Here is a 3,991-nt window from a genome sequence, read left to right as displayed (position 1 = left end):
GCTCTCGACACCCCGCTCAGCCCGCCACCTCTCGACGACGAACCGGGGCCTGCTACCCGGCGTTCCGGTACCTACCGGGACGGGACTCCCACCCGCTAGTCCAGTCCAGCTTTCAGGACGCACCATGGCTGGCATCCTTCGAGGCGGCGCTCGCCGCCCGCGACATCGGGCGTGCGGCCTCGCTGTTCGCCACGGACAGCTTCTGGCGTGACCTGGTCTCGTTCACCTGGAATCTGCGGACCGTCGAAGGTCGCGACGGCATCGCCGACATGCTCGGGGCGCGGCTCGATGACACCGACCCGCGGGGATTCCGGACCAGCGAGCCCGCCACCGCCGACGATTCCGGTGTCGCCACCGCGTTCATCGAGTTCGAGACGGCCACGGGACGCGGAGTGGGCCATCTCCGCCTCAAGCCGGACGACCTGACGGGTGCGGACGCCGCGTGGACCCTGCTCACGACGCTGCAGGAGCTCAAAGGTCACGAGGAGTCGACCGGGCCCACGCGAGTGCTCGGCGCGGTGCACGGCTCGGACGCCGATCGCCGATCCTGGGCGGAGAAGCGCGACGACGAGGAGTCCGCACTCGGACGGTCTGTGCAGCCGTACGTGCTGGTGATCGGCGGCGGCCAGGGCGGGATCGCACTCGGTGCGCGACTGCGGCAGCTCGGAGTGCCGTCGATCGTCGTCGACCGCCAGGACCGACCGGGCGACCAATGGCGCAAGCGATACAAGTCGCTGTGCCTGCACGATCCGGTCTGGTACGACCACCTGCCCTATCTGCCGTTCCCGGACAACTGGCCGGTGTTCGCGCCGAAGGACAAGATCGGCGACTGGCTGGAGTTCTACACGAAGGTGATGGAGGTCCCGTACTGGAGCAAGACGACATGTCTGTCCGCGTCCTACGACGAGACCGAGCAACGGTGGACCGTCGAACTCGACCGCGCCGGAGAACGGATGACCCTCCATCCGGCCCAACTCGTGCTCGCCACCGGCATGTCGGGAAAGGCCAACGTCCCGACCATCCCGGGACAGGACGTCTTTGCCGGCGAACAGCACCATTCCAGCAGCCATCCCGGCCCCGACGGATTCGCAGGCCGGAAGGTCGTGGTGATCGGCTCCAACAACTCCGCGCACGACATCTGTAAAGCCCTGGTGGAGAACGGGGTCGACACGACCATGGTGCAGCGGTCATCGACGCACATCGTCCGGTCGGACTCACTGATGGAAATCGGCCTCGGTGCGCTCTACAGCGAGGAATCGGTGGCGTCCGGGATGACGACCAAGAAGGCAGATCTGACGTTCGCTTCCCTCCCGTACCGCATCATGCACGAGTTCCAGATTCCGCTCTACGACCAGATCCGCGAGCGCGACAAGGAGTTCTACGATCGTCTCGAGGCCGCAGGGTTCGATCTCGACTTCGGCGACGACGACTCGGGACTCTTCATGAAGTACCTTCGGCGTGGCTCCGGCTACTACATCGACGTCGGCGCGTGTGAACTCGTCGCCGATGGCACGATCAAGCTCGAACACGGACAGGTCGATCATCTGACCGAGAACAGTGTCGTGCTCGCCGACGGCACCGAGCTATCCGCCGACGTCGTCGTCTACGCGACCGGGTACGGATCGATGAACGGGTGGGCCGCCGACCTCATGGGCCAGGATGTGGCCGACCGCGTCGGCAAGGTGTGGGGCCTGGGGTCCGACACCACCAAGGACCCGGGCCCCTGGGAGGGCGAGCAGCGCAACATGTGGAAGCCGACCCAACAGCCTGGGCTCTGGTTTCACGGTGGCAATCTGCATCAGTCACGGCACTATTCGCTGTACCTCGCCCTCCAGCTCAAGGCCCGCCACGTCGGCATCCCGACCCCGGTGTACGGACTTCAGGAGGTCCATCACCTGTCGTGACGGCACTCTCGCCCCGGGTCGCCGCCGTCACCTCGATCCGGGGCGAGACGCCCGTTTCACGCAGGTCGACGGCGTCGAGTTCGATACCCTGGCGCAGGTGAGCGGCGCCTGATCCGACGCCCGCGGCGACGGCGGCGCACAGTGAGTTCACCTGCAGGTCCACGAGCGCATGATCGGAGTCGGAATGAAGCTGCTCGTCGCATACCTCGCCACCCCCGGAGGAGAGGATGCGGTCGCACTGGCGGTCACCCTGGCCCGCACGGTAGGTGCGTCGCTCGACGTCACCCTGGTGATTCCACCCGGCGATCCGGAGGCTGCCTCCGATGCGGGGCACCTCAGCGCGATCCTCGACGAGACGGCCGACAAGTGGCTCGCCGAAGCGGCTGGCCTGCTGCCCGACGACGTTCGGGCGGAGACACACGTGGCGGTGAACGAGAATCCCGCGAGCGGACTGATCGCAGAAGCCGAGCGCCTCGGATCGTCGATCCTCGTCGTGGGCGGATCCGGGGGCGGAATCACCGGCCGCCACAGTCTCGGCTCGGTCGTCAACGACATCCTGCATTCGTCGCCCATCCCGGTGGTGCTGGCTCCCAGCGGATTCCGCCACACCGGATCTGCGCGGATCCGGGAGATCACCGCTGCGATCGGCCCGCGTCCCGGAGCCGAGACCATACTGGACACCGCTGTCGACCTGAGTGCGCGGGGTGATCTCCCTCTACGACTCCTGTCCCTGGTGTCACGCGATGACCTGCCGCGGCGTGCGTCCGACGACGAAGCGTTGGCCCGTGCCATAGAACTCTCGCAGAGGACGCTGGACGCCGCATATACGCGCCTACCGGGGTCGATCGGCGTCAGCTCGACCGTCGCTCGGGGCGACAGTGTCGAGGACGCCGTCGGCACCGTCGAGTGGCACGAGGGCGACCTGATCCTCGTCGGGTCCAGCAGGCTGGCTGCGCCGGATACTCTGTTCCTCGGGTCGACGGCCGCGAAGATGCTGCGTGTCCTGGCGGTACCGATGGTCGTGGTTCCCCGCCGGGATCAGCCGTCGGCATGACAGGGCTGCGAGAAGCATCCGGATGAAGCTGTGCTCCCTCCCTGACAGGGTCGAGTGGCGGGGACACAGCATCGCCTGGCAGTCGTTCGGGTCGGGCCCCGCACTGGTGTTCCTCCACGGAACGCCATGGTCGTCGGCTCTGTGGCGGCCCATCGCAGAGCCGCTCGCGGACCGCTTCACGGTCTACCTGTGGGACATGCCCGGTTACGGGCAGTCTTCGAAGCGCTCCGATGCACCAGTCGATCTGGGCGTCCAGGGGGAGTTGTTCGCACACCTGCTCGAGATCTGGGGCCTCGACGCCCCGCACGTCGTCGCGCACGACTTCGGTGGGGCGGTCGCCCTTCGGGCCCACCTGCTTCACGGCGCCCGGTACGACTCGCTGTGCCTCGTCGACGTCGTCGCGCTACGACCATGGGGGTCACCGTTTTTCACGCTGGTTCGCGACAACGCCGAGGTGTTCACCCAGCTCCCCGCCGCAGTACATCGAGGGGCACTGGAGGCATACATCGCCGGCGCGGCGCACCAGCGGCTGCGTTCCGACGACCTCGACATGCTCGTCGCTCCGTGGCTCGGCCGCGAGGGGCAAGCGGCGTTCTATCGTCAGATCGCCCAAGCGGACGAGCGATTCACCGACGAGATCGAACCGATGTATCAGCAGGTCAGAGTGCCGACGCACGTAATCTGGGGCGCCGATGACACATGGATTCCCGTCGACGCCGGCCGCCGACTCCACGCCCTCATCCCCAGTGCGACGATGACCGAGATCCCCGACGCAGGCCATCTGATCCAGTTCGACGCGCCGGCAGCCTTGGCCACCGCGTTGACGAGGTGGCTGCCCTTCGGATGATCGATCCATCCCGGGTCAGAAATGCCGAAGGCCCCCAACAGAGTTGGGGGCCTTCGGTGAAGTTGTGTTCGGCGGTGTCCTACTCTCCCACACTGGTTAGGGTGCAGTACCATTGGCGCTGGAGGGCTTAGCTTCCGGGTTCGGAATGGAGCCGGGCGTTTCCCCTCCGCTATGGCCGCCGAAACT

At 66.9% G+C, this 3,991-nt stretch carries 3 protein-coding genes and 1 rRNA gene; 3 read left to right on the top strand and 1 reads right to left on the bottom strand.

Features of this window, described 5'->3' with window-relative positions:
- The first annotated feature begins 128 nt into the window (after positions 1-128).
- The 3 genes from VZC37_RS24630 (at position 129) to VZC37_RS24620 (ending at position 3,805) form a co-directional block, all read left to right on the top strand.
- A complete protein-coding gene (locus tag VZC37_RS24630; protein ID WP_330437421.1) occupies positions 129-1,904 on the top strand; it encodes an NAD(P)/FAD-dependent oxidoreductase in 1,776 nt (591 codons plus the stop codon).
- A 184-nt stretch (positions 1,905-2,088) separates the two neighbouring features.
- Positions 2,089-2,958, top strand: a complete 870-nt coding sequence (locus tag VZC37_RS24625; RefSeq protein WP_330437420.1) for a universal stress protein — start codon at positions 2,089-2,091, stop codon at positions 2,956-2,958.
- Between the two features lie 22 nt (positions 2,959-2,980).
- Complete coding sequence (locus VZC37_RS24620) at positions 2,981-3,805, top strand: alpha/beta fold hydrolase (protein WP_330437419.1); 825 nt, start codon at positions 2,981-2,983, stop codon at positions 3,803-3,805.
- Between the two features lie 66 nt (positions 3,806-3,871).
- Here VZC37_RS24620 and rrf read toward each other — a convergent pair.
- Positions 3,872-3,988: ribosomal RNA gene (gene rrf / locus VZC37_RS24615) — 5S ribosomal RNA — on the bottom strand.
- Positions 3,989-3,991: the final 3 nt, after the last annotated feature.

Source organism: Gordonia sesuvii, assembly GCF_036350415.1.
Lineage (GTDB): Bacteria > Actinomycetota > Actinomycetes > Mycobacteriales > Mycobacteriaceae > Gordonia > Gordonia sesuvii.
Note: the sequence above shows the minus strand (reverse complement) of the source record. Positions and strands in the feature narration are given on the sequence as shown.